The organism is Mucilaginibacter sp. P2_D11 (assembly GCF_056404435.1).
Genome location: NZ_JBFUEA010000008.1, coordinates 238502 through 264190, shown reverse-complemented (window position 1 = coordinate 264190; position 25689 = coordinate 238502). Strand labels below are relative to the sequence as shown.

15 protein-coding genes are annotated in these 25689 nt (G+C 47.2%); 7 read left to right on the top strand and 8 right to left on the bottom strand.

What is annotated here, in order from left to right; translation table 11 throughout:
* Positions 1-16: 16 nt before the first annotated feature.
* The gene (locus AC1DXC_RS14880) at positions 17-1810 is read left to right on the top strand and encodes a hypothetical protein (RefSeq protein ID WP_477459941.1); all 1794 of its coding nucleotides are present in this window, start codon (positions 17-19) and stop codon (positions 1808-1810) included.
* Positions 1811-1814: 4 nt separating this feature from the next.
* Here the strand turns inward: AC1DXC_RS14880 and AC1DXC_RS14875 are convergent, their stop codons facing one another.
* The 7 genes from AC1DXC_RS14875 to AC1DXC_RS14845 form a co-directional block, all read right to left on the bottom strand.
* Positions 1815-3383: a rhamnogalacturonidase gene (locus AC1DXC_RS14875; protein WP_477459940.1), complete on the bottom strand. Its 1569-nt coding sequence runs from the start codon at positions 3381-3383 to the stop codon at positions 1815-1817.
* 222 nt (positions 3384-3605) lie between these two features.
* Positions 3606-4691 carry an NAD(P)H-dependent flavin oxidoreductase gene (locus tag AC1DXC_RS14870; RefSeq protein ID WP_477459939.1) on the bottom strand — a complete coding sequence of 362 codons (1086 nt, stop codon included), beginning with the start codon at positions 4689-4691 and terminating at the stop codon, positions 3606-3608.
* A gap of 10 nt (positions 4692-4701) precedes the next feature.
* Positions 4702-5082 carry a nuclear transport factor 2 family protein gene (locus AC1DXC_RS14865; RefSeq protein ID WP_477459938.1) on the bottom strand — a complete coding sequence of 127 codons (381 nt, stop codon included), beginning with the start codon at positions 5080-5082 and terminating at the stop codon, positions 4702-4704.
* A gap of 18 nt (positions 5083-5100) precedes the next feature.
* The gene (locus AC1DXC_RS14860) at positions 5101-5835 is read right to left on the bottom strand and encodes an SDR family NAD(P)-dependent oxidoreductase (protein ID WP_477459937.1); all 735 of its coding nucleotides are present in this window, start codon (positions 5833-5835) and stop codon (positions 5101-5103) included.
* A gap of 4 nt (positions 5836-5839) precedes the next feature.
* Positions 5840-6058, bottom strand: coding sequence for a tautomerase family protein (locus tag AC1DXC_RS14855; RefSeq protein WP_477459936.1), 219 nt, complete (start codon positions 6056-6058; stop codon positions 5840-5842).
* Positions 6059-6062: 4 nt separating this feature from the next.
* The gene (locus tag AC1DXC_RS14850) at positions 6063-6578 is read right to left on the bottom strand and encodes a YceI family protein (RefSeq protein WP_477459935.1); all 516 of its coding nucleotides are present in this window, start codon (positions 6576-6578) and stop codon (positions 6063-6065) included.
* A 119-nt stretch (positions 6579-6697) separates the two neighbouring features.
* Entirely contained in the window at positions 6698-7264 is a 567-nt protein-coding gene (locus AC1DXC_RS14845) for a Crp/Fnr family transcriptional regulator (protein ID WP_477459934.1), read from the bottom strand.
* 217 nt (positions 7265-7481) lie between these two features.
* On the opposite strand from AC1DXC_RS14845, the gene AC1DXC_RS14840 reads away from it, so the two are divergent.
* The 6 genes from AC1DXC_RS14840 to AC1DXC_RS14815 all read left to right on the top strand — a co-directional run bounded on the left by AC1DXC_RS14840 (position 7482) and on the right by AC1DXC_RS14815 (position 19417).
* Positions 7482-8258: a LytR/AlgR family response regulator transcription factor gene (locus tag AC1DXC_RS14840; RefSeq protein ID WP_477459933.1), complete on the top strand. Its 777-nt coding sequence runs from the start codon at positions 7482-7484 to the stop codon at positions 8256-8258.
* Positions 8259-8294: 36 nt separating this feature from the next.
* A complete protein-coding gene (locus tag AC1DXC_RS14835) occupies positions 8295-11258 on the top strand; it encodes a sensor histidine kinase (protein WP_477459932.1) in 2964 nt (987 codons plus the stop codon).
* Positions 11259-11418: 160 nt separating this feature from the next.
* Positions 11419-15156: a PKD domain-containing protein gene (locus AC1DXC_RS14830; protein WP_477459931.1), complete on the top strand. Its 3738-nt coding sequence runs from the start codon at positions 11419-11421 to the stop codon at positions 15154-15156.
* 42 nt (positions 15157-15198) lie between these two features.
* Positions 15199-16938, top strand: coding sequence for a hypothetical protein (locus tag AC1DXC_RS14825; protein WP_477459930.1), 1740 nt, complete (start codon positions 15199-15201; stop codon positions 16936-16938).
* Positions 16939-16949: 11 nt separating this feature from the next.
* Positions 16950-17849, top strand: a complete 900-nt coding sequence (locus tag AC1DXC_RS14820; protein WP_477459929.1) for a hypothetical protein — start codon at positions 16950-16952, stop codon at positions 17847-17849.
* Positions 17846-19417, top strand: coding sequence for an OmpA family protein (locus AC1DXC_RS14815; protein ID WP_477459928.1), 1572 nt, complete (start codon positions 17846-17848; stop codon positions 19415-19417). The genes AC1DXC_RS14820 and AC1DXC_RS14815 overlap by 4 nt, the downstream gene beginning before the upstream one ends.
* 291 nt (positions 19418-19708) lie before the next feature.
* Here the strand turns inward: AC1DXC_RS14815 and AC1DXC_RS14810 are convergent, their stop codons facing one another.
* On the bottom strand, positions 19709-25456 hold the full coding sequence (locus AC1DXC_RS14810; protein ID WP_477459927.1) for a cadherin-like beta sandwich domain-containing protein: 5748 nt from the start codon (positions 25454-25456) through the stop codon (positions 19709-19711).
* Positions 25457-25689 lie beyond the last annotated feature (233 nt).

The window sequence follows — 25689 nt, the reverse complement described above, 5'->3', positions numbered from 1 at the left end:
AGTAAGCATAGTTTTGATGAAAATTATACGCAGCATGAGCCATACATTTCATATACCCGTATTGGGGCTTGGTTACTCCATAGATACGCCGCTGAAAGTTGCCCGCTATGGGGTATCCTCGGTAATGTCGATCGTAGACGATGACCTGATAGAACGCATGCGGGAATACCATTGCCACAAAGCAGGCGAAGCCTACACGCTCATCAAAAAAGGCGATGAAGATAGCCGTGCAAGGCGTATTACTGCCTACCTTAACCTGGTGGATAAGCTGGTGAAAGCGCAGTTTGAAGAACTGAAAACGCAATCGTTCGAGAGCGGGACGGATTTGTACCGGTACTTTGACCTGCTGCCCGATGCCTCGCAATTAAAGCAAGGGTACGATTTGATGGTAGATTATCCCGACAATCAACGGAAAGAGATATTCGGCAACATCCTGCGCAAAAAAATGACGATGGGTTCCATCGACGTAAACATTATGGCCAAGGTAGATAAGATGAACTTTGATGCCGATGGCCAATACACGGGCGATGAGAACACCGACGCGCTGGCAGCCCTACGCGGCTTTGCCGAAAGCAACCTATCCTCATCGGTAATCCTATCAGCAGGGATGAACCCTAAACTATATAGCTATCTGGAGGCCTTCGATGCCTTTTTTCCCGATGAATCGGGCATACTCAAAAAGAAGATAACATTAAAGGTGAGCGATTTCCGCTCGGCTTTCATACAAGCCAAATTCCTGGCCAAAAAGGGGCTATGGGTATCCGAGTTCCGGGTAGAATCGGGCCTTAACTGCGGCGGGCATGCCTTTGCTACCGAGGGCTTTTTACTAGGACCGATATTGCAGGAGTTTAAAGAGCGTAAAGCAGAGATGCTTACAAGTTTATCCGAGTTGTATCAGAACGCTCTGGCTCAAAAAAGCATCACAGCAACAGCGATACCCCAACAGCGTTTCAGCGTGCAGGGCGGCATAGGCACGGCAGCAGAGAACACCTTCCTGATGGAATACTATGAGTTGGATGCCACCGGCTGGGGCAGCCCCTTTTTACTGGTACCCGAAGCAACAAACGTTGACGATGAGACCCTTGCGCAGCTTACAGATGCCCGCGAGGAGGACTACTACCTTAGCGGCGCATCGCCATTGGGCATATTGTTCAACAACTTTAAAGGCAGCAGCAGCGAGCAGCAACGCCTGGAACGCATAGCCCGCAACCGGCCCGGTAGCCCCTGCACCAAAAAATTCCTGTGTAGTAATACCGAATTTACCGAGCAACCCATCTGTACCGCATCACGCGAGTATCAAAACCAAAAAATTATGCAACTGGATGCGATGACACTCCCGAAAGACGAGCATGATGCTCAGTTGGCTACGATAACCGAAAAAATATGCCTGTGCGAAGGCCTCTGCTCATCGGCCTACCTCAAATACGGCATGCTCAAGCCGCGCGAGAATAAGGCGGTGGCTATTTGCCCCGGCCCCAACCTGGCCTATTTCAAAAACATATTCTCGCTGGATGAGATGGTGAAGCATATCTATGGTAAAATAGATATCCTGAACAATCCGCAGCGGCCGCATATTTTCCTGAAGGAACTTGATTTGTACATCAACTACTTGCAAACCGATATCCAAAACCATGTAAAGGAGCTTAGCGATAAAAAGCGCAAGCAGCTTACCAAATTTAAAGACCAACTGCAGGTGGGCATCAATTACTACAAGCAGCTTTTCAACGAGTTACCCGCACAGGCCACCGGGTATGTACAGGAAGCCTTATTACGCTTTGAACTTGACCTGAACGCTACGGCAATAGCCTAAGTGACTAATATTGCAGCCAGGGCGAATTATAAACCTTGAGGTTAGTCACCTCCAGTTTGTAATTCGCCTTTTCTTTTCCATCGGGGATGATGAAATGCTCCACTTCCAGTCCGTCTACATCCTCGGCAATCATTACCGGGCGGGCATCGGGCTTTAGCGTTGTAAAGGTAATATGGTCAAGCTCCACGCCTGTTGCATGCCTTATAAAAATGCCATAGGCCGGATTAACGCCCAGCAAAAAGGGTTCGGGGTAACCGCGTTCCAGCTCGGGGAAAACCTTCGCGCCCTGCTCTTTCGTGCCTCCGCCTTTATATTGCACCGATATGTTTTGCAGCTTAACGTTTTGCACCGGGTAGCCGGGCGTACCGGTTATCTGTATGCCGCTAAGCGAATCGGCCCCCGTAACCGTAATATTGCTGATGAGAATATTTTTCACCACGCCCATTTTCGTGGTAGCCTTTGGCCCGCGGTTGCGCCTGCCCAACGTAACGTAAATAGGGTAATGGGTAATATCTATCATGGTGATGTTGCTTACGATGATGTTATCCATAATGCCGCCATCTACTTCTTCCAAAGCCAGGCCGTTGCAACTGCGGAAGGTGCAATTGGTTACCACGCAATTGCGGAAGCCGCCGTTAGATTCGGTACCAAACTTGATGCGCCCGTTTGACCAGCCCGCTCTTTGTGGCACCATAGTACCATCCAATAAAGTACCCTCCTTAAAGCCCGATACCTGGCAGTTTACGATCGTGAGGTTTTCGGTAATCATCGGTCGCCGAAGCGCAAACGAACTTTTAGGACAAATAGCATCATCGTTTGGCGAGTTAACCCGGCAATTACTCACAGTGGTGTTTGTGCAGCAATCAATATCTATGCCGTCGCGGTTGGTATCGATGGTCAGATTATCCAGCGTAACCAGATTGCAGCCCGTAAGCAAAATGGCAAAATGTCCGCCGTGAAAAATGGTGACATCCCTGATAAGGATATTGCTGGATAATTTGATGGCGATAGCCTTATCGCCCGTACCGATGGAGCCGCCGGTTGGGTCGCCCATGTGCTCACGGTCCTGGGCGGTTAAGTCGCCGCCGTCTATCCTGCCGCGGCCGGTGATGGATACGTTGGTAAGGTGCTCGCCCCAGATAAGGCTGTTGTGGAAGTAGGTATGCCCGCCATCCTGGTAAGGGGTATCCACGAAAGGTTCGGCTTCGTCGTAGGCTTTCATTTCGGGTGGCGCTCCCAGGATGGTGGCGCCTGCATCTATAAATAAATTGATATTGCTTTTGAGGTGTATGCTGCCGCTGAGATAAGTGCCCGCCGGCAGGTAAACCGTGCCACCGCCCGCATTGGCGCAAGCAATTATGGCTTTGTCGATAGCCTTATTGTCGAGCTGTTTGCCATCGCCTTTGGCTCCGTAGTTTTTAACGTTAAAAAACGGGAGGTCGGCCGAAAAGCCGGGAATGTTCTTTGCATTCCTGTTGAAAAGCTTATCGTAAGCCATAACCTCAGACAACGACAGGATATTGCAGGCCGAAACCAGCAGGCAAAACAGGCAGATGCCTAAACTTTTTCTCATAAAACACAGGTTTAAAAGGATGGCCAATGGTGCATTTGGTGCGTGCTGCATAACAGCGCGTAGCATACGCTATATTACGATGTTTTAGGGTATAGATACCTGATGCCGGGAAAAAAACTTGCGCAAACGTTGCCAGCGAAAATCCTTGGCGGCATAGTACCGGGAACAGCTTTCCATCAGTGGCCTGCAGCCGGCCTTCCGGTCCGAAATCCCCGCCGGTGATTAGGCTTTTAAATTATTGAAATATGCTGTTGTTTCTTCAATCAAAGATTCCATCAAAACCTTTGCCTTGGTGTGCTTCAATATCGGCGCAATTTGCCCGCCCCAAAATAAAATCGTATCCCATTTCTCCTGTTCAATGGCGGCTTTCCGCAGGGGTGACATGAATGTGGCTTGCAAGGGGAAGGGTAAAATACCTGCTTCCTTGTACACCAGGTCTTTAGCTACCCGGCTGGTAATGCCTCTGCCCAGGCGCCCCGTAAAGGCACGCGACAAAGTAGTGTACCTTGCCGCATCAGAGAAAAGCATTTGCCGGTGTATGGGTAACGCGTTCGATTCATCGGTAGCCAAAAAAGCGGTGCCTATTTGCGCAGCATCTGCGCCCAGGGTTAGCGCGGCAGCTACGCCCCTCCCATTCGCTATGCCGCCTGCGGCGACAACGGGCGTTTTAACTTTTTCTCTAATCAGTTGCAGCAATACAAACGTGCCGGTGGTTGATGATTCAGCCGGGGCCAGGAACGATGGCCTGTGGCCGCCTGCTTCAAAGCCCGAAGCGATAATCATATCCACGCCTGCATTTTCCAGAAAAATGGCTTCATCTAAGGTAGTTGCCGCGCCAATTGTTGTTATACCCAGCCTGCGGAATTGCTCCAAAACATCGGCTGATGGCACGCCGAACATAAAGCTGAATACTTTGGGTTTTATATCCAATATGACCTGCAACTGGTTCTCGAAACGGGTTTTGAAGGGTGCCGGTTTTGCCGGCAACGGGATTCCCGCCTCGTCGAAATATGGCTTGAATAGGGCCGCTGCTTTGTCGAACTGTGCATCTGTGACGGTGCCGCCTACCGCGTCTGTATCAGATACCCACAGATTTAAGTTATAGGGTTTATCGGTAGCGGCTTTAATTTGCTTATCCACATCTACAATTTCTTGCGGACTCATGGTATAGACGCCGTATCCGCCTAATCCCCCGGCGTTGGAGACTGTTGCCACTAACCCAACTGATGATAAGTTGCCGCCAAAAGGCCCCTGCAAAATAGGGTATTTAATGCCCAGTACTTCTGTTGCTTTTGTATTGTACCACATAGCTGTATTTTTATTGGGCTACGTCGCTGATCATTTTATTAACGATCAACCACTCCCCGTCGATTTTATGAAAAGATAAAAACTCATGATAGTTGAATTCGTACATTTTCACCTTCACTTCGGCAATGGCTATCGATTGCACCACGCTGACAGACAGCACCTCGCCCTTAAACGGCCTGCCCGAATCTTTGGGGCTTTGCCGATGCGCAACTCCGTCTAAATATACCTCCAGCGTTTTGGCATAAGGCTGCCCTTTTACATCGCCGAACAATAAGGTGCCCGGGTGATAAATCTGGCTTAAAATGTTTGTATCGCCATTATAGATGCCTTTGAAATAAACATCCTCCAGCACCTGCGTAATGGCTACCGAATCTACACCCTGAGTTTTCATCTCCTTAAATTTTTTAGTTTAATTTAAATTGTGCCCGGCTCCCATGCCACCGTCCACATTGATAATAGCACCGCTGATAAAATTGCTTTTCGCTACCGTGTAAACCATTTCGGCAACGGCGGCCACCTCTCCAATGCGATTAAGCAAATGTATCCCGGCACTGTCATCAGCTGCTTCGCCGTGCATGGGCGTGCGGATAACGCCCGGGGCTATGGTGTTGATACGTATATTGCTTTTGCCAAACTCGGCTGCAAGTTGCAGGGTGAGTGCATGTATAGCGCCCTTGCTGGATATTGGCGCGGTTGCGGGCGCACCGCCCAAAGCATGGTAAACCAATGGCGTACCGATATTTATGACTACCCCGTCGCGCTGTTTCAGCATCTGGGGGATTACGGCCTGCGTAGTAAAGTAAGTGCCTTTGAGATTGGTGTTCAAAAAGCGATCAAGGTAGGCTTCATCCACCTCCAAAAATGGCCGGGTCTCAAATATGCCGGCATTATTTATCAAGACATCTGCCGAACCGAATTTTTCTATGGCCATGGCCACCAGCCGTTCGCCGGTTTTTTTATCGCTTACATCGCCTGCTACCGTAGCCAGGTTCAGGCCTGCGCCAAGTTCCCGATAGGCTTTTTCCAGCTTATCCTGCGATGCCGAGTTGATGACTACGTTATCGCCTTTCTCCAAAAAATACCGGGCTATTTCTTTGCCTATGCCGGATGATGCACCGGTTACTATAATTGTTTGTTTTTTCATGGCCTTATTTTTTATCGGCGGTTATGCCTTTTTCCCGTAGTACTGATACCTGTTCGCCGGCGTAGCCCCAATTGTCAAGATCTATTTCTTTGATTACAACATGGGTCAAATGCGGGTCCTTATTCAGCGTGTTGCTTACCAAATCGGTTACGCCTTTAATCAGAATTTGTTTTTGCTCCCTGGTAACCCCTTCGCGGGTTACTTCTATTTTAATGTATGGCATGGTTTTAGGCTTTAGCAGTTATGTTTACGTTTAGGTCGAAATCGTTGTAGATAAGGGTGTCGCCAAGGTCTTTAAAAAAGTTGCCAGAGCGGAACCGCATCTCGTATTTGGTACGGTCTACTACCAGTTTGGCCGATGCTGTCAAAGTATCGCCGTCAACATTCACCACAGCATCAAAATCGATTGGGTGGGTAATGCCTTTAATAGTGAGGGCGGCTGCAACATGGTTGCCCGATACAGAATCAATTACTAAAGTCGCTTCCGGGTGTTTTTCGATCGAGAAAAAATCATCCGACGCCAGGTGGCCGGCAAACTGCGCGTTGGTGGCGGGGTCGGTAACATCCAGTATTTTAATGGAAGTGGTATCGATGCTGAATTCGCCGCCGCTAAGTTTACCATCTGTTAGGGTGAGCGTGCCCGCTTTGACGCCTATGGTGCCGTTGTGGGCTCCGGTTACTTTTTTACCTACCCAATTGATATTGCTTTGGGTGCTTACGATTTGGAATTTTTGAGTTTTCATTTTCTTTATGTTTTTAATGACAACACAAAGTTGGGCATGAAAAGCCGCATAGGCGTGTGACCTACATCACATTCAAAACAAGGGGATTATTTATGTGATGTACATCACTTCGGGCGCTGTTAAAGCCTGCTCAGGGTTTCCCGTGATACGCCCAGGTAAGCGGCAATGAGGTTTTTGGGCACCATATTATAAAGTTCGGGGTATTGCTTCAGCAATTCTTCGTACCGGTGCTTAACGTTGTTATTCATAAAAGAGAGCAACCTTTTTTGGCTTGCCACATAGCCTTTATTGGTACGCCAGCGGAAGAAGTGCTCCATTGGGTGCAGTTCGCGGCAAATCTTTTCGCGGTGCTGGTTAGAGAGGCACAGCACTTCGGCATCAGTAATACAATCAACGTTGATGGTAGCTTTAGTATGGCTGTACAGGGCATTAAAATCTGAGGCCCACCAGGTAGGCATTGCAAATTGCAGGATGAACATCTTCAGGTCATCATTGATGTAGAACGACTTGAGGCAGCCCGATAAAACAAAATACTCGTGGTCCACTTTGTCTCCGGCGGCTATGATACTTTGCCCTTTTTTGAATGATTGATATTCGAAATGCGAAAAAACATAATCGAATTGCTCATCGGTTAAGGCAACGGTTTTGGCAATATGCCCTCTCAATATTTCTTTGGCTGTGGTCATCTCGTTGGATAAAGTTAAGCCGAAAAATTCAATTTTAATTACCCGCAGCTATTTCGACTAATATCAAAGCCGTTCTGCCTATTATCGCCCATATCGGCGCTTTGCGTCCGTTCCCTCAATCAAACCTCACCACAAACAATCATTTGCATCACTCACGCAAAGGTGTATTTGTTGGCTTGTAAATGTTTACCTTTAATTGCTAACAAATATCTATGCTATGCTTAAAGCCTTGCTGGTTGACGATGAAATAAATAACCTGGCCAGCCTGGAGTTCCTGCTTCATCATGATTGTGAGGGCGTATTGGTTGCGGGCAAGGCCGATAGCGCCGCCCAAGCCCGCCGGTGGCTGCAAGCCAACCAGGCCGATGTGCTTTTCCTGGATATTGATATGCCGGGCGAAAACGGCTTCGAATTTTTACACAGTATCAAAAATCCTGAATTTAAAGTGGTATTCGTAACCGCTTACAACCAATTTGCTTTACAGGCCATTAAAGCAAGCGCAGTAGATTATATATTAAAACCCGTAAGCATTGATGAACTGCAAAAAGCTGTGGAAAAAGTAAAACGGGCCATCGGCAGCGCCACTGCCGGGATGCAGGACAAGCAGCTTCTACAACATCTGTTAAGCACCATCAGCGAAAAATCTCCACCCAAAAAAATAGCTTTGCCGCAATTGGGCAGCATAAGCTTTATAGAGGTAGACGATATGGTATCGCTGCAGGCCGATAGCAATTATACCATTATCCATCTGAAAGATATGCAGAAGATAGTGATCAGCAAAACGCTTAAAGATTTTGAGGACCTGCTGGATGAACACCAATTTGCCCGGATACATAAATCGTACATCGTAAACCTCAAATACATAAAAGAGTACAGCACAATTGACGGCGGCATCGTAAAAATGACGGATGGCAACCACTGGAGCATCAGCCGCAGGCAGTTGGATATATTCCTCGAAAAAATGAAACGGGCGAGCCTCATGTTCAACAAGTAAAATACCTTATCTTGCTTAACCCTTATTATAAAACCTATGCGCCTGGCGGTTTTTATTTTGTTTATGCTTTGTGTAAGCCTGAATGGCCGGTCGCAGCAGAAAAACTATACCGCTTTTACCGTAAATGATGGCTTACCGAGCAATTATATCCAACCGTGCGTTGAAGATGATAAAGGGTTCTTATGGGTTTGTACCGATTCGGGGATAGCCCGGTTCGATGGCAAGCATTTCCAGCTTTTCACTACAAAAGAGGGTTTGCCTGATAACGAGGTGCTCGCGGTAGTTAAGGAGACCAATGGCCGCATATGGGTCAGTTGTTTTAAGCAAGGTCCCGCATACTTCGATGAAATAAAAAACCGTTTTATTAGTGGTGTTACCGATACCAACTTGCGTAAAGTGAAGCTTGGTACGGCCATGATGTACTTATTTTCGTTGCAGAGCGGCGGCGTAATGTATTATAACGAAACCGGTTATTACTTTTTGAAAGATAAAAAGGTGGTGCGCAACAACCCTTATGCAGACGGAGTGGTTGTAAAGCAATTTAAGAACGGCACAAAAATAGTATGGAACAATTCAAGGATCCGACAAAAACCACCCACGCTAAAAACAACCTTTTATCATGTGGCCGGAGCGATGCGTACCGACAGTATTTCACTTGGTTTCCATCACTCCAAAGACGTGGTTTTACCAGCATTTAACGATGACCGGTTTTATACCCTCTATTTATCAAGGTCTAAAGCGTATATATACTCGGCTATACAAAGCAACCCTATCCGGTTTAAAGTAGATTCGATAACCATCCCCGAACCATCTTTTTACTACGGCATAACGCCAACACTCATCAGTTTTTATGGCAATTCGGGCAAGATATACGTGTTCGATAAAAAAACATTAAAACCACTTTTTACAACCGGTGGCAATTACGCACCCAATTCTTTATTTAACGATAGCAAGGGTAATATATGGGTTAGTACCATTGATAAGGGCTTGCTGCTGTATAAAAAAACGGTTATCAGGCATGTTGCAATACCTCCCGGTTTTGAAAACAGGAACTTCTTTAGCATAGCACGCCTGCCAAACGGCACTGTACTAGCTGGCAATTTTAACGGAGAAGTGCTGGAAAACAAGGGCCAGGGGACTGCGATAAGCAATGTGACCAAGATGCCAACTGTGCTTTACCGGGTCAGAAAAATAATCGCATCGCAAAATAAGGTTTTTACGTTTTCAGAAAAAGGCACCACGGTAAACTTCAACAGGGAGATATTTACAACATCCGGCACTTTATTTTATGCAAAAACAGCTCTTAGTTACAACGATAGCATTATCCTGGTTGGCCAGGTGGGCAGTTTATATAAACTAAACACCATTACCCAAAAAGCAACGCGCTTAAACTTTCTTTCGAAACGGATTACGGCACTGGCCAAAACAACCGATGGCATGGTTTATTATGGCTCTACCGATGGCTTGTATAAATATAACTATACTGAAAATAAAGGCTGGGCACTTACCAAAAACAACCCGCTGTTTGCAGAAAGAATAACCTATTTATGCGCCACACCCGATGGGTTGCTATGGGCCGCTACATCGGGCAAGGGAATATTTGCCATAAAGAACGATAGGCTGCTATATCATTTCACTACCGCCGATGGCATTATCAACAACGCGGTGCGCAGTATTACGGCCGGTGCCGCCGGGCAATTATGGATAGGCACGGGCGATGGTATAAGCATACTTGACTACGCTGTAAAAGGTAAGGGAGGGCGCACAATTCAAAACCTATCTATTAATGACGGGCTTACTAACAATGTTATAAACGAAATGGTTTACCAACACGATACGGTTTACGCCGCAACTGCGGATGGGATATCGGTTATCCCTGCAAAAATATCCATACCCCAATTTAATATACCTGTTTACCTAACCGGCATCAGCATCAATCAGCGCGATACTATCCTTTCGGCATCGTACAAGCTAAAATCCTCGCAGCGCAATATCCAGATGCATTTTGCCGGGGTAGAACTTGGGGGCCATTTTAAAAGCCTGCAATACACGCTTGATAAGTTGCAGAACTGGATAGACCTTGATCAAAACACCTTAATCATACAGCTTAGCAGCGGCAGCCATACCGTACAGGTGCGCGCGGTAGATGTAAATGGCAGCCTCAGTAATAAAATACTCACGCTGAAATTTGATGTAGAAACGCCATTTTGGAAGTCCGTTTGGTTTTGGGTAACACTGGCAGCGCTTACGCAGATAGCGATTATATACGTGGTGAACCGCCGCCTTAGAAAGCGAAAAGAGGCCCGTTTAGCCAAAGAGATCTTAAATGTGCAAACAGCATCGCTGGAGCAGCAGGCCTTTACATCGCTCATGAACCCGCATTTTATGTTCAATGCGCTAAATAGTGTACAGCATTATATTAACCTGCAGGACAGGCAAAACGCCAACCGTTACCTTAGCGATTTCGCTTCGCTTATCCGTAAAAATTTCGAGGCCGCCCAGCAATCTTTCATCCCGCTTGAGCAGGAGATGGAGAATATTAAAATTTACCTGCGGCTTGAACAAATGCGCTTTAACGACAGGTTTGCTTACGAGGTAGATGTGGCCGATAATTTAGATACGGAGGATTGGATGGTCCCTACGATGATCGTTCAGCCTTTGTTGGAGAATGCCCTGCTGCATGGCCTGATGCCATCTTCTATTGACGGTAAATTAACCATTGGGCTAACAGAACAAAACGGCGATCTGCTGATAACCATAACAGATAACGGCATAGGCATGGCCAATAGCGTAGCTCTTAAAACGTTGGGCAACCATAAAAGCCGCGGCATGGAGCTGATAAGAAAACGCGTTGGTGCTTTAAGCCGGTTTGGCGCGCATGCCATAACAATCAGCATGGTACCGGCCTTCGCCAGCGAAAAAAACCCGGGCAACCGGGTAACACTTTTCATCCCGCGTAATCTCCATGCAGCCTGGCAACAGGCCCAGCGACCCGCTTAGCTCAACCGCACACTCATTCATACTACTCTCACAATCAGCAAGGTGTACCCGTTGCGCAAGGCGGGTTGTGCCATCCGTTTATAGCCCCTACCTTAATCTGACCTTACAGTTATTTAATCACAATTACCCTTCCTAAAACAAGGGATTCATCTACGCAATTATGAAGAAGTTCCTTTCTATTTTGCTGTTAGCTTTTGCCCTGCAGGCAAATGCGCAAACCAATCCCATTACCGCTATCAACATCAGTTTGCCGGCCAACCCAGATGCCAATGTAGCCAATTGGGGCACCGGTACATCGCTGCTCACCATAACAGCAAGTTCGCAACTTGTAAATGGTAAGGTGAACGGTTTAGTTGTAGAGAGCAAAATACTGGTGATCATTAAAAAAAACGGAGCCAAAATATGTGGCGCTTATACCTCATCATCTGCGCCGGCAGCTGGTTTTAATACAGCTACCAAAGTTTGGAGCGGCGGCAACGCAGCATCGCTGATTGGGCAGGATTGTGTGCTGAAACCCGGGGATTACGAATTAAGTGTGCAGTTCTTTGGCAACCGGGGCGCAGCAGTTATGCCCTTAAGCGACGAAAGAACAAAGCCCTTCACCATCCGTGGTAACGAGCAGCAAACTTACCAGCAGCCACAAAATATCGTGCCCGCCAACGGCACTGTTTTTACCGAAAACGATATTAAGAAACCGATCACTTTCCGCTGGACACCGATAGTACCCCGGCCGCAGGAACCAACCACTTACCGCTTAAGCGTATGGCAATTAATGCAGGGACAAAATACGGCGCAGGCCCGCACGGTAAACCAACCCATTTTCACCAAAGACGTTGACAATATTACGCAGGCCGTTGCAACCAATTTAATAACCGGCCCATGCAAACCACCATACCTCTGTAGTTTTATTTGGAATGTACAGGCGCTTAACCGCGATGGCAAGCCCATAGGCGGCAATAACGGCACCAGTGAATTATTCAGCTTTAAATATGATATCGGTACCACAAGTACAAACGATACAAAAACATCCACCAGCCTTGTATCACCCGCTAGCGGCAGCATAGTTGATGCGGGCAATTTGCCGGTATTTAAGTGGGAAACCGACGGCGCGAAGGCATCGACATACAAAATTAAGATTATAGAACTAACAGGCGACCAATCGCCGGAGGTTGCATTCCGCACTAACAAGCCGCACTTTGAGAAAGACAGCCTAGATGATTTATCATTTAAGTATCCGCCAAACGGCCCGCAACTAATTGATGATAAAAAATATGGATGGGCAATATGGGCCAACGGTATTTGGAGCAAACCATGGATATTTATAATAAAACCAAATCCATCACCGTGTAAGGGTTTAAATGTAAAGTTTTCACAAAACAACCGCGATGGAAAGGGCGATGCCTGCTGTTATGATGTAAGCATAAATAATAGCTACCCGGGTACCGGGGCAAACGCAGTTTATATGTTAAGGATAAGGAGCAGCGCACCCATTATTTCTGCTACCAATGCAGCCGGCTTTACCCGCTTGCCCGCTGCAATACCACCCGCCACTAACACCATCACCTGGATTAAGACCGGCGGCCCCATACCCAATGGCAGTATCGCGCTGGGTAATATTTGTTTCAGGAACCGGGGGAGCGCGCCTTTTTACGTGGTATATGAATGGCTGAACAAAGAAAAACGGGTGATATGCAAAGATTCGGTAAAACTGGTTTGCCGCGAAGAACCGCCGGCATCTGCCTGTTGCCAATTGGGATTAAGGTTGTTTAATAACGTTGCCGATACTTTTAAGAAGATAAGGGTTACACCTGTTGTTGCAAGTGATGTAACCGGGGTATATATGGACCCGGTAAGCGATGGCGACAACTGGACCCTGACCAACGGGGGTGCCTATTACGACTACACTTACATAAACGGCTTTATACCTGCCAACGCTACCGATTTGATTGAGAACGACTTTTATGTACAGGTAAACCCGCTGGCTGCTAACCCCAAACTAAAAGTGGAATGGATAGATGGTAACGGAGCGGTGAAGAAAACCGAAGAAATTAAGCTGGTGTGCAAGCCCGATGCACAATTAGAGCAGGACGACTTTGAATACGCCTGGAAAGACAACACCCAACTTATAAGCGGGTCTTACACCGATGAGCAGGTATTTGCAGGTGCCGAAGCCGAATTATGCGACGAGTCCGAAGTAATGACCGAGAGGGACGGCGAATGCGCAAGCATAACCGGCGCAATATCCTGCAGCGGCAGCCAATTATCTATTACCTTAAGTACTACAGCCGTACCGGGCGCTACCGCCTATAATTGGGTGGTGGATGGTACCGCTATCTCCGGCGGCACAAGCTTCTCGGCACCACTGACGGGGATTGGGCAAACAACCGCCAATATCTTATTAGAAGTACATGGTGTTTCGCCATCTGGTGGCGATACCGTTTTATGCACGCAAGCCTTAAGCGTGCCATACTGTAAGCCTACTGCCGAGTTTGTAACATCAACGCCTAAAGTGGTTTGTGACAATTCCGGGGGATTACAAGGTTGGAAAGTGACGTTAAGCCCGGCCACCACCTGCACCAATATAACCAGCTTTACATGGGACTTTGGCGATGGCGCAACCAGTAATACAGGCACTTTTGGCGAAATAGAACATCAATATGCAAATGCAGGAGATTATACTGCTAAACTTAATATTACCGATGCAAATGGCTGCACAAGCACCTACAGCTATACCATAAAAATATCGTCGGAATGCGACCCCAAGTTTCACGCTAACTACGAGTGGTGCGATCAGGATATCAACAAAACTAAAAAATATCCCATCACGGTTACTTTCACAAACCAATCGGTGGCATTTTGTGCAAGTACGTACGTATGGGACTTTGGCGACGGATCGCCGGTGTTAACCAGCACCGATGCCACAGTGAGCCATACCTACCAGTCGTTACCGGGGCAGGAATTCACGGTTAAGTTAACCATGAAAGACCCCAAAGCATGCCCTACCGGTAAAACCGTAGCGCATACATTCGCTATTAAACCGGTCCATGCAAACTTAAGCGTAGTGGCCTGCCCTGATGGCATCGTCAAGTTTTCTACCACCTCAAACAAAACCAAGTGGCACCTTCCAAACTGGCAGGCCTTGGTGAATGATCCTACTTATTATTGCCTGCCTATACCATTTGCGCCGCTCCCCAATATCGCGCTGAACGCCCTGCTGGGGCTTGGCGGCACCAGTGTTCCGCAAAGTTTTGCAAACCTATTTAATATCAAACATTTCGAGTTGAAATTTAAAGACAATACAAATGTAAAAGTATCCATTACTTGTGTGGAAGACCAGGAATTTGCCACCGCCACCTGCACCATTACAAAAAGCGTAACGGTGCACATTACCACTTGCCAGGACTTTACTTATCATGATAAAGTTTACCAATCAAACAATGGCAAAAGCTATATGATGAAACGCAAGTTTAAGGTTCACTACCGCGAAAAACATGGCGACCCGGCATTAGGCGTATGTTTTGACCTGTATGTACACCTGATTCCCGGTGTAACCGAAAAAACACACCTGATGGCCAGGACCGTCCTGAAGGTAAATAAACGGATAAACGGCACGCCGTGGTCTTATTACCGCAGGACAAAGGCCGATGCGATTGAAGCCGTTGTTGTAGGTACCTTCCGCAAATCGGGCGGGCCGGATGGATGTAACGGCATCGATCCCGTAACATGGAACCATGGCAAATCAACAAGCAACTCAAGCCATATAAAATATAAGGCAAATACCCCATCGCTGTATAAAATCGACCGGAATGACCTGCTGCAATCGAGGCATTACATACAAAAGGGCAGCTTTATTTGGGAAACTTTTATATCGAAAACGCCGGGGAATTGCCAGCCTTAACTAATCAATACCGAGCAATAAATATTACCAGGAAGAATATATATGTCGAAACCTGCACGGATAATTTTATTGATGCTGTTGTTGATGTGCGCTACCCGTGCCAGCGCCCAAACAGCATTTTCGCTTGGCGGCGATATGGGCATTTGGTACGAGGGTTATGGGCTAAATAAATGGCCGGGGCAATCTGTGCCCGATATTTACCAGCAGCGCAAACCCTGGAATTTGGTACGTTATAGTTTTAACCCGGTGTTTAACTTCGGCAAGCTCAGCATCCCGTTCAATTTCAACTTCAGCCCTATGCAAAACAACTTTACCGTGCCATCGGTGGGCGGCAAGCAAAGCTTTTGGCAATTTTTAACTAACCCGGCCAATAATTTTGGCATAGCACCCAAATTTGGCTTTACCGAAATTTTGTTGGGCACCCAAACGCTCAAGTACAGCGACCTCAGCACAGGCGACCTGGGCGTTTTTGGTTATGGGGTTAATTTATCACCAGGCAAGTTCCGCATCCGGCTGTTTAATGGCGTATCTCAACGGCCGGTAAACTATATCGCGCCTACACTTGCACCGGCATCGCCCGGAGTTATTGGCTCGTATCAACGCAATCAATGGATGGCGCAGTTCGGGTTGGAAAACGAGGGGAAATACTCCGCAGGTTTCAATTTTGTTCACTCCAGCGATCAGCGCAATTCGGTTACCTCACCGCCGCTCTCCCCTATCGATCCGCAGGAAAACATGGTAGTAACCTTTTTGGCGAACGCTGTTACCGTCAATGGCTGGAAATTCAACGCCGAATTTGGGCAGAGTTTTTTCACCCGCAATTTAAATACGCCGCTCTCAACCGCCCTGTCTAAAGATTTCAGGCCGTTTTTGGATGCGCATACATCTACCGGGCGCGACAATGCAATTATGCTGGGTATCGCCAAAAAAGGCAGCGATTGGGAAATCGGCACAAAATTCAACTATTACGGTGCAGGCTACTACACTGCCGGCTACCCCTACATGAGTAACGACCGGATGGAATACCTGGGCAACACCCGCTTCAACGCCTGGAAAAAGAAGGTGAACGTGGTAGCCAGCATAGGGCAGCGTTTTGGCAACATCAGCCGCACAGCCGGTCCATCGTTAAACAAACAGCTCATTGCCAATGCCAACATCTTTACGCAGTTTACCGAAAGATTTAGCATGAACGCCAGTTTCAACAATTTCGGGTTCAATTCGTCGGATCTTTCGGGATACAAAAGCGTAAGCAATGAGCTTAGCATCAACCCCACTTATACCTGGAGCAACACCAGCATGAGCCACCTTATCAGTGGCACTTATACCTGGAGCAAGTACGATGAAACTACCATTATACCGGCTTTGGTTACCAATAATAACACGCAAACGGCATTGCTGTTGTACGTACCTACTTATTTCAACCGTTCCATAAGCCCCGATTTTAGCCTGATGTGGTTCCATAATTCGGCTCCATCGATAAAACTCACCTTGCTTACGGCCACCACCGGCATTACCTGGAAAGCAGGTAAAACCATTAGCCTGAAGGGGCAGCTGCAGTACACCGCCAGCAGGACCGACCCGTTCACGGCCAATCAAAATATACTGGCTACCAGTGGCTTTGATTGGGCGCTTTATAAGAAACTAAGCTGGCAGCTAAGTGTGACGGCCAACCTGTACCGCTTCGGCAGCGAACTGCCGGGCAATACATTGATCCCATTATACACGGGCAACCCGCATTATTTAGAGAGCAGCTTGCGCACAGGCTTAAATTATAAATTTTAAACCGCTAAGAGATGAGGCATTATAAAACAGGGTTAACCGTAATGATGATACTGCTTTGCTTAACGGCACAGGCGCAGATCCGCCTGAACCTGGCCTTGAATGCCCGCCCCCAACCCTGGCTGGCCGATTGGGCAAACCCGGTAAACGGGCTGATGATAATTACCTATATGGATGGGCCGGTATTAAACGACCCGCTGATAAAAATAAAAACCACCTTGCTGGATCAAAACGAAAACATTATCGGCATATCAAATATCAATGCTTCGCGCATAATTACCTTGCGCCCGGGCGTAAACCAGTTTAGCATTGCCGATGCTTTGCAACTGCAAAATTTAACGCTAAGCGGCGGTGCACGTGGGTTGTTACAGCGTACCGGCCGTTTAGCCGCCGGCCAGTACCAGCTTAAAGTAGAATTGTTTAATACCACAGGCGAGATCATCCGCGACAGGCAAACAAAACCATTTTTTGTAACCGCTTACCAACTGCCCGTTTTAATAAGCCCTGCAAAGGATGCCCAACTGGATGCAAATACCGCACAGTCGGTTATTGTTTTCAGGTGGACCTCTGTGGTACCGCTGCTTCAGGAATTACCACAGTACCGCGTACAGGTATTTGAAATACTGCCGGGGCAAACCGATATGCAGGCCTTCAAGGGTAACAGGCCACTGCTGGATGAGCCGGCTATAAAAGGCACCACCCAATACATCTGGCGGCCAAACTTACCTATGCTGGATAGCACCGCCAACCATCGGTTCGTATGGACGATACAGACACTGGATGCTAACGGGCAACCGCTACCAACAGTAGATAATAATGTACAGGGCCGCAGCGAACCTTCGGAATTCAGCATCAGCAACCGCTCTATCATGGCGGATAAAGACAGACAGACCATACCAGTAATAAAACCATGAAAAAACTGACGCTGCTAGCTGTGTTCATTAGCCTGGTTACCGGATTGCAAGGGCAATCTGTGCCCAATAAAAAACCACCCACAATCGTTTTCCACATGTTCTATAACGATTTTAACACCGCACAGGCCATCCGCACAACATCGTTAGGCAACGTGTTGCGCAATAATTATTGGAGCAGCATCGGCGATATGCAGGCGGGTTTCGGCTTTAATTATTTAAATGGCATTACACCTAACATCGATTTCAGTTCTAACTTAGAGGGCAGCTATACCGACTACCTGTATAAAAGCGGTATAAGCAATGGCAGTAGTGAGTTTTTGCTGGATGCAAACGCAGGGCTCAACTTAAAACTACTTACCGATAAGCATGCCGTTGCGCCTTATCTTTTTGCCGGTGCCGGGCTTTCATTATATAAAGGCAAAGCGGGTGCATACATCCCGATAGGCTTAGGGTTGCAGTTTAATTTATTTAGCGAAGTCTTTATTTTTACCAATATACAATACCGAACAGCACTCACGCCACAGGTGAACAATCATTTTCAATATAGTGCCGGTGTGGGTTTAAGTATTGGGAAAAAGAAAAAAGAACCGGCCATTATTATTGAGCCGCCGCTGGCTCCTGCCCCAGTTGTGGTACCAACCCAAGTAAAATTAATTACCAAAAACCTGGTGATTACGGTAACCGACACCGAAACCGGGCTGCCTTTGGCTAACGCCGAGGTGACGTTAAACGGCCCCAACGGCAAAACAACAAGCACTACCAATGTGAACGGGCATGTCAGTTTTAATAACCTGCCGGCCGGCAATTATAGCGTAAATGGTGTACTGCATAATATTAATACCAATACCAAAACGCTTAATGCAACCAGCTTTGATGCCCCGGGCAAGGATATCGACATCGCATTATCACATAACGATCCCCGGTTTTCGCTTACGGGTACCGTAGTAAACAAAGCCACCGGCATATCCGAAGGAGGCGTAATCATTACCACTACAAACATAAGCCAAAATACGGCGATAAATACCTCAAGTGCCGACACCAATGGCAGCTTCAGCATACAGTTGGATGCGGGGAGCGACTTTAGTATTTCGGGTAAAAAGGCAGGGTTTATCTCCAATATCGAGCGCATCAGCACAAAAGGGCTAAACCGCAGCGCTACACTATATGTGAACCTGCAGTTAACTGTGGACGAAGTAAAGCCCGAAAAAACCATCACCCTGGCCAACATCTATTATGACACCGGCAGCAGCGCTATCAAACCCTCAGCATCTACCGATCTTGAAAAACTGGCATTATTCCTTACAGATAACCCCGGCGCTAAAATTGAAATAGCATCTTATACAGATAGCCGCGGTAGTGCCGTCAAAAACCTGAGACTAAGCCAGGCAAGGGCCCAGGCTGTTGTAAGTTATTTGCTGAAAAAGGGGGTTGCTAAAGCCAGGCTAATTGCCAAAGGCTACGGCGAAAGCAGGTTGGTGAACGGCTGCGATGTTACAAAAAAATGTACCGATCTGCAAAACGAGCAAAACCGGAGGACAGAATTTAAAATTTTATCGTACGCAAAATAGTTGCGTACGATAAATATAAATAGGTCAATATCAATATCGCTTCAACCAATTTGCTTTACAGGCCATTAAAGCAAGCGCATTAGATACAGTAGATTATATATTAAAACCCGTAAGCATTGATGAACTGCAAAAAGCCGTGGGTACAATAAAACGCGCCAATCCTATCGCATTTTATTGTACCCACTAAACCATTGATAGCGCAGCAAGCCATCGTGCCTTTAATAGTGCAAAAGACAACAAAAAAGTAGCGATTTTATTTTCTTGTCTCAAATCTAACATCTCATATCCAACTCAATACTTCACTACAATGTAGCCCGTCTTCCTTTTGGTTTCCGTACCTTTCTTATATTCTATGGAATAGAAGTAAGTGCCGGGCAACTGCATGGTACCTTTACTGTTGTGCCCGTCGAAGGCATTGCTTTGGTTATCGTAGCCTTTCGCTTCGTATATAATATCGCCATTCTGGTTCATGATGCGTACCATATTTTGCGGGAAGGCATTGATGCCTGCAATAGTAAACCTGTCGTTTATACCGTCACCATTAGGCGATACCGCTTGTTTAACCAGCAGGTCTTCCTGCTGCGCCTCACTTGTTGGCTCAGGTTTCTGCACAACGCTTATAGATGGTTTCCTGGCAGGCAACGCGGCAAGCAGCGACAGCGGTTCACGTTTAATTGTTATTACATAGCTTTTTGTAGTAAGGCCGTCCTGTGCTGTTACCACCGTGTTAATTATATTGTCACCTGTGCTAAGTGCCAGGTTTTGCGATACCTGGCCGCTGGCTACCACCAGTCCATCAACACGTACAGTAGCCGCAACATCACTCACTGTTGGAATTAACCGGATGCTGCTGATAGCGTTTTCTACCGAAACAGTGTAATTATAATCGCCGGTACCTGTAACAACTTCTGTCAATTTATAATAAGGATCTAGCTGCAGCGCTTCCAGCCAGGCGTTGCTCGACCCGGTTTTGTTTATTTTAAGCGTTATCCTACGGGTAGTTACCTGGTTCTCAGCAACTACTATCACTTCTACAGTTGTGGTACTGCCGGTAAGCGATATAGGGCGTGGAAGCCCGTCGGCTATTGGCGTGGAGGTATTGGTAATATAAAGCGATGCGTTAGGGTCGGCCAGCCTTGGTGTAAGTACAATGCTTGTTGCCGAAGCGCTTACCGATACAGCATAATTTTCATCGCCCGTACCTGTTACACTTACCAGGTTAGCTCCTTCCACCTTCAACGTGGCGTTGGCATCGTTAGACGGGCGCATTACTGTTACAGTGTATGTTTTTGTAGTTACGCCGTCCTCTGCCGTTACTACCGTAGTGATCACATTATCCATTCCGGTGCTTAACGGAATAACTGATGAGTTGGCACCACTGACTACCACCACCCCATTTACGCGGATAGTAGCACTCGCATCGCTTGCAGTGGGCACAAGCCTTGTAATGGTTGTTGAGGAGCCTACCGTAGCCGTATAATTGTAATCTCCGCTACCGGTGCTCACCTGTGTAATACTTGCATTAGTAAGCGTAATAGCCGACAGCCAGGCGTTGCTCGATCCGGTTTTATTTACTTTAAGCGATACCGTGCGGGTGGTTACGCCGTCTTCTGCCGTTGCCAAAATATTTATTGTTGTTGTTGCGCCGCTTAACGCTACCGATACCGGGCTGCCGCTCGGTTTTACGGTGCCGTTTACGCGGATCACCGCATTGGGTTCTGCTGCTGTCGGCGTAAAAATAACGCTGGTTGCCGAAGTGCTTACAGATGTGGCGTAGTTTAAATTACTAGTACCCGCTACTGTTACGAGGGTTCCTCCCGCTACCGCAATGGACACGCCCGCGTTATTTGAAAGCCCGCGCGTTACGGTTAGTTTGTAGGTTTTGGTAGTTGTACCATCCTGGGCGGTAACAACCGTATTAATAACGTTCGCACCGGTAGCCAGTGTTATAGCTTGCGACTGTACCCCGCTGGCTACAACTACACTATTTACACGTATAGTAGCTGTTGCATCGGCTGCTGTAGGGATAAGCTTAATGCTGCCGATAGTTGAGCCCACTGAGGCGGTGTAATTATAGTTGGCAGTACCGCTTGAAGGCGTTAAGGCCACGTTCGGGTTTAACGTCAGGGTGCTCAACCAGGCGTTGCTCGACCCATTTTTGTTTACCCTGATGGATATGGTGCGTGTAGTTGCCCGGTCTTCTGCCACAACCTGGAGGGTTATAACGGTGCTGGCACCCGTAAGTGGTATAGAACGCTCCACGCCGCTGGCCACAATAGTATTATTAGGGAGATAAAGGCTCGAATACGGGTCTGCTGCCGTTGCCGTTAGTGTAACACTCGTTGCCGAAGCACTTACCGACGTTACATAATTTTCGGTACTGCTTCCTGTTGTTTTAACCAGGTTGGCACCTGTTATTTTAACTGTTGCATTTGCATTGGTAGAAAAGTGCCGTACCGATAGCCTATAGGTTTTTGTAGTAACACCATCCTGAGCTGTTACCACCGTATTAATTATAGTTGGGGTTGTACCTGCATTAAGTACAACGGCCGGCGAGGCAGCGCCACTGGCCACTACATTGCCGTTTACACGTATGGTTGCGCCCGGGCCGGCAGCTGTTGCTACTGCCTGCAAGGCTGTGGTGTATGGGTTTACAGCTATCCTGTAGTTATAGTCGGCAGGGCCGCTATCCTCTGCAACAGCCATATGCGGGCTAAGTTCTAAACTGGACAGCCAGGCATTACTTGACCCGTTCTTATTTACGGTGATGATAATATGGCGGGTGGCTGTCCGGTCTTCGGCTATTACATAAAGGTGCACAACCGTGCTGGCGCCCGTAAGCGTTACGGTGTACGGCGCACCATTAGCCATTGGTATAAGGCTGGAAGAGAAATAAACAGAGGCCTTAGGGTCTGCCAAGGTTGGTGTTATTGCTATACTTGTTGCCGAAGTAATTACCGAGGTTTGGTAATTTTCGTTTCCGCTGCCCGATGCACTTGCCAGGTTAGCGCCCGCCACTTTAAGGGATACCGCGGTATTGGCAGAAATATGCCTTACTTTTATGGAGTAGGTTTTTGTAGCCGTGCCGCCTGCTGCCGTAACCGCTACGTTGATAAAATTATCGCCCGGGTTTAAGGTAATAAGCTGCGATAAACCGCCGCTGGTAACCGCCGAGCCATTAACCTTTATGGTTGCAGAGCCATCGCTTGCAGTTGGCCTAACGCGTATAAACGATACAGAACTGCTTACGCTATCGGTATAATTGGTTAACGCTGCGGAAAATGCCGGGTTTAACTGGCCACTGCTAATAGTTAAGTTGCTTAAGTTAACGCTGGCAGCAGGTACCTTAATAACCAGTATACGGTAGGTTTGCGTAGTATAATTATCGGCCCCAATTGCTTTGATGTCAACAATTGTTGTATCGCCTGTTAAGTTTACCGTGCCCCCTGTAGGCGGGGATATATAGTCAGCGCTATTGATAGATATAAAGGCTGATGGCTCCCTTGCAATTGCCGTTATGCCTACCAATGTAATATCATCCGGCACAAATGTTTTGTAATTATAATCAGCGTTGCCGCTGATTGGGGTAAGCTGCACATTTGGCGTTAATGTAATGCTTGTTAAAATGTCGGGAGATGTGGGTGCGGGTACTACCTCCACCACGGTGCTTGCATAAACGGGGTTGGCAGATGCGCAAGGCGAGCTGCTAACCATCTGCAGGTCTATCCTGGTTTCTGTTACAATATTCGAAGTAGTATATGAAGCATCGGTACTCACAACCACTCCGTTTATTGACCACGAATAATGTGGTGTGGGCCCTCCGTCTACCGGAACAGCTGTAAAGGTTTTGGTAGAGCCTGCATACATTGTTGAATTTTCAGGAAACTTTTTTATGGTTACAGATGGCGAAACCTCTGCGCCCTGCACCATGGTTATAGCATTGCTGGTTGCCATAGGCGTTGTAACGCATCCGGAATTACTGGTCATTACAACGCTGATCACATCGCCTACCACCAGGCCCGATGGCGAATAGTTTGGCGAATTGATGTGAACATTTGCGCCATTCTTTTTCCACTGGTACACAGGCGCGGTGCCGCCGTTTGTTGGCGTTGCCGTAAAGATGGCTGTTTTTGAGCTGCAGATACTGCTGCCAACATTAGATGTAAGCGTAACGGAAGGTGCAACCGGGGTACCCGCTACCATAGTTATGGTATTACTGGTTGCTGTACTGCTTGTTACACAGTTCACACTGCTGGTCATTACAACCTTTATCTGGTCGCCGCCTGCCAATGTAGTGCTGGTATAAGTGGCGCTGTTAGTGCCAACATTGGCCCCATTTTTTTTCCATTGGTAAGCGGGTGTGCCGCCGTTGGTTGGTACTGCTGTAAAAGTAACCGAGGTGCCGGAACAAGCAGTAGTACCATTGGATGTAATTGTAACAGAAGGTGTAACCGGTGTACTGATACTTATATTAATAATATTACTTGTTACAGTTGCAGTAGTAATACAATTAGCATTGCTGGTTAATACAAGTTTTACAGCATCGCTGTTTGTTAAGGTACTGTCTACATATACCGGGTTGTTGGTACCAACATTTACTCCATTTTTTTTCCATTGGTATATTGGCGCAGTTCCTCCGTTGTCAATCGCCGCTGTAAAAGTAACTTTGCTGCCTGCACAAATGCTATTGCCCAAGTTAGATGTAATAACAGCAACCGGGAGCGAAGAAGTGGTAATTTCAGTCAGCCATGCATCCTGCCCGCCGTTGTTTCCGGTAACCTGCCCATCGGTAGACCTGGTAGAGCCACCAACTAAAAAGCTGCAATCATTAAGCTGATCAAGGCCGTAACCGCTGTCGTCTAAAGTCCCGCCCATAGAGTTTTGCCATTGTTTTGCTCCACTCGCGTTTAACTTTACAAGCCAAATATCACTTTGGCCCCTCGCGGACGTAATGTCGCCATCAGTTGAAGATACCAATCCCATTACGAGGTAACCGCCATCGGTTGTGTATATAGCATTGCCACAATAATCGGCAGAGGTTCCGCCCAAAGTTTTTTGCCAGGTAATCGCGCCTGTTACAGTAACTTTCAAAACCCATATATCTCCCCCCGCTCCTTTCACTTCGGCTATGTCTCCGCTGATCCCCACACCATTGGATAGAATTGTTGTTCCGGAAATAAAATATCCACCATCAGATGTTTGCATAGCTGCTGCTGCATAGCTTGCTGATTTGCTTCCGCCGTAGGTTTTTTGCCACTCTAAATTGCCGCTGGCATCTGTTTTTACAAGCCAGTAATCCCCGACCCCATGAAAACCAGTAACCTGACCATCACTTGAACTGGTTTGGCCACCAGCAATAAACCCGCCATCAGATGTTTGGCTAATAGATGCAAATGATTCGGATCCAGACCCGCCAAAACATTTTTGCCAAAGTAGTGTACCTGTAGCACTTATTTTTATGAGCCAGGCGTCCCCTCCCCCATGGTTTCCACTTACATCCCCACTGGTAGATGTTGCCGCCCCTGCTAGTACAAAACTTCCATCGCTTAAAGCTATAATGCTGTTTGCGTTTTCGCCGCCTGTCCCTCCGAAGCACTTTTGCCATTGCAAAACACCGCTGCTGTTTAATTTTATCACCCAAAAGTCTATCTGTGCACCGTGGATACCACTTACGTCTCCATCATTTGAATTAGTGTAGCCGGTTGCAATATATCCACCATCGGTTGCCTGTACTACCGAGCTAAAGACCTCATTGCCCGTCCCGCCAAATACTTTAGCCCATTCCTTCACACCTGTACTGCTGAATTTTACCACAAGCCCATCCTGGCCGCCATGTGCACCACTGATATCGCCATTACTGGAGACTGACATGCCTACTGCTATCGAGCCGCCATCTGTGGTTTTTTTTACTGCATTAAACCCGTCAAGCCCCGCGCCTCCCGCTGTTTTCTGCCAGTTTAATGAGACTGTGGTTTGTGCATAAACAGTTGATAAGATGCCCTGAAACAGGAACATGGCTAAGAGGAAAATTCTTTTCATAAGCTGAAGTATGAAGTATAAGATATGGTTAAGTTACGGGGGTAAACAAAAATAAGAATATTACCAAGTAACTCCCTTGTTATCAGGCATTTTTTTTTAAAAATAGCATGTATCAAATACGTTACATTCCCTTTAACCGGCATTAGGATAATATTTTGCTGACGGCGAGGGAGATCTTAAACAACTTATTGGCCAACGCAGGGTTATTTATGCAGGTATTTTTACGGTTCCTG